At 72.7% G+C, this 2,519-nt stretch carries 3 protein-coding genes; all 3 read left to right on the forward strand.

What is annotated here, in order from left to right; all coding sequences use genetic code 11:
- Positions 1-61: 61 nt before the first annotated feature.
- The 3 genes from cpaB to FNX44_RS28345 are packed head-to-tail and all read left to right on the forward strand — an operon-like array spanning position 62 to position 2,512.
- Positions 62-763 (forward strand): Flp pilus assembly protein CpaB, encoded by a 702-nt coding sequence (gene cpaB, locus FNX44_RS26070; RefSeq protein WP_143651435.1) that lies wholly within the window; start codon positions 62-64, stop codon positions 761-763.
- 10 nt (positions 764-773) lie between these two features.
- Positions 774-2,105, forward strand: a complete 1,332-nt coding sequence (locus tag FNX44_RS26075) for a CpaE/TadZ family protein (RefSeq protein ID WP_173019295.1) — start codon at positions 774-776, stop codon at positions 2,103-2,105.
- A 2-nt stretch (positions 2,106-2,107) separates the two neighbouring features.
- Positions 2,108-2,512: a TadE/TadG family type IV pilus assembly protein gene (locus FNX44_RS28345; protein WP_173019296.1), complete on the forward strand. Its 405-nt coding sequence runs from the start codon at positions 2,108-2,110 to the stop codon at positions 2,510-2,512.
- Positions 2,513-2,519: the final 7 nt, after the last annotated feature.

The raw sequence follows: 2,519 nt of genomic DNA on the forward strand, positions 1-2,519 counted from the left end.
CCCCGGCGGCGCCCGCCCGCCTCCGAGCCGCCCGACTCTTCACACGAGGTAACGCCCACCGATGAACTCACGCCAGCGCCGCGGCGTCATCCTCATGCTGCTGTCCGTCCTCGGGGCGCTTGTCGTCTTCGGCGGAGTGCTGTCCGTCGTCAACGACGTGGAGTCCAAGGTCGGCCCCGAGGTCACCGCCTACCAGCTACGTCAGGACGTCGAACCCTACGTCGCACTGGACTCGAAGCAGTTCGCCGCGATCAGCGTGCCCAAGCGGTGGCTGCCGGACACCGCCGTCACCGACCTCGAGGAGATAACCGAGAAGATAGCCGTCAACCCACTCAAGAAGGGTTCACTGCTGCAACGGGACATGATGGCCTCCCGCCCCGCGCTGGAGCAGGGCGAGCAGGAGATCGCCATCATGATCGACGCCTCCACGGGCGTCGCCGGCAAGATCACCCCGGGCGCCCGGGTCAACGTCTTCGCCACCTTCCCCGGTGAGGGGGACGCCGAGCCCGTCTCGAAGGTCCTCGTCGACCGCGCCCGCGTCATCGACGTCGGCCGGCTCACCAGCCTGGAACCGGACGACGACGGCCGCGCCGGCCGCCGCCAGGTCGTGCCGATCACCTTCGCCCTGAACACCATGGACGCACAACGCGTCGCCTACGCCGAGTCGTTCGCCACCCACGTCCGGCTCGCCCTGGTCGCTCCGGGCGACGACAACCCGATCCCCAAGGGCGAACGCGACTACCGCCTCTCCCGGGACAAGTGAGGCAGCCACCATGGTCATCCGCGTCATCCAGGCCGCCAGCGACGCCGACGCCGTCCGGAGCACCGCCTCCCTGCTCGGACAGCTCCCCGGCGTCGAACCCTTCCCGCCCGCCGGCAACTCCACCGCGCTGCTCGACCAACTCGCCTCCCTGGCTGCCGAGTCGGTGGCGGCGCTGCCCGAAGTGGTGCTCGTCCACGAGAGCATCACCCCGCTGCCGGCCCTCGAACTCGTCCGCGAGATCGCCCTCCGTTTCCCCGCCGTCGGCACCGTACTGCTCACCGGCGACCCCAGCCCGGCCGTGTACTCCGCCGCCATGGAGGCCGGCGCGAGAGGCGTCCTCGGGCTGCCGCTCGGACACGACGACCTCACCGGCCGGGTCCACTCCGTCGCCCAGTGGGCGGCCGGCGTACGACGCCACCTCGGCGGCGGCGACGAACCGCCGACCGGCCCCGGCGGACGGGTGATCACCGTCAGCGGCGCCAAGGGCGGCGTCGGCTGCACCCTCACCGCCGTCCAACTCGCGCTCGCCGCGCAGTCCGGCGGCGGCAGCGTGGCACTCGTCGACCTGGACCTCCAGAGCGGCGACGTGGCCTCCTTCGTCGACGTCCAGTTCCGCCGCTCGATCGCCGACCTCGCCGGCATCAGCGACCTGTCCGTCCGGGTACTCCAGGACGCCGTCTTCGCCCACCCCAGCGGCCTCAACCTGCTGCTCGCCCCGGCGGAGGGAGAGCGCGCCGAGGAGGTCACCGAGGCCGCCGCCCGGCAGATCCTCGGCGTACTGCGCGCCCGCTACGAGACCGTGGTCATCGACTGCGGCGCCCAGCTCACCCCCGCCGGCGCCGCCGCCGTCGAGACCGCCGACACCGCGCTGATCGTCACCACACCGGACGTCGTCGCCGTGCGCGGCGTCAAACGGATGCTGCGGCTGTGGGAACGCCTCCAGATACGCAAGGCCGAGGACGCCGTCACCGTCGTCAACCGGCACACCCGCACCAGCGAACTCCAGCCGCAGCTCATCCAACGACTCACCGGCACCCGCCTCGCCCGCACCACCGTCCCGGCCAACTTCCGCGAACTCCAGGGCTACGTCGACTCCGCCCGACTCCACGAACTCGACGGCCGCGGCAACGTCCGCCGCGCGCTGTGGGCACTCGCCGCCGAACTCGGCGTCCACACCGACACCGGCGGGCCGCGTACCGGACGTGGCAGAACGGCCGGGAGAGGGAAGACCGGGAGAGGGAAGGACGGAAAGCCGGAGGGCGGCGGCGGACTGGTACGGCACACCGGCCGCCGCGGAACCCCGCCGGCCCGTCGCGGAGGACGCACGGCAGGGGGGCGCTGACGATGCGGAGCGGACCGGCGGACCACCGGTCGGCGCGACAGGCGCCGACCGACCGGGACAGCGGGCAGGCCACCGTGGAGTTCCTCGGCATGGTGCCGCTGATCCTGCTCCTGCTCGTGCTCTGCTGGCAGTTCGTGCTCGTCGGCTACACGTTCGTCCTGGCCGGGGACGCAGCCGACCGCGCCGCCCGGGCCAACGCCGTCGGCGAGAGCTGCCAGGCCGCCGCCGCCCGGGACATGCCCGGCTCCTGGGCGTCCGGGGCCTCGGTGAGCTGCCCCGGACACGACTACGGCGAGGTCGCCGCCGCCACCGTCCGGCTGAAGGTACCCGTGCTCTTCCCCGGCAGCGTCAACCTGCCCCTGACGATCTCCAGCCGCGCCGCCGCCCCCTCGGAGGCCGCCGAATGACCACCAC

Source organism: Streptomyces alkaliterrae (assembly GCF_007097205.2).
GTDB classification, from domain to species: Bacteria; Actinomycetota; Actinomycetes; order Streptomycetales; family Streptomycetaceae; genus Streptomyces; species Streptomyces alkaliterrae.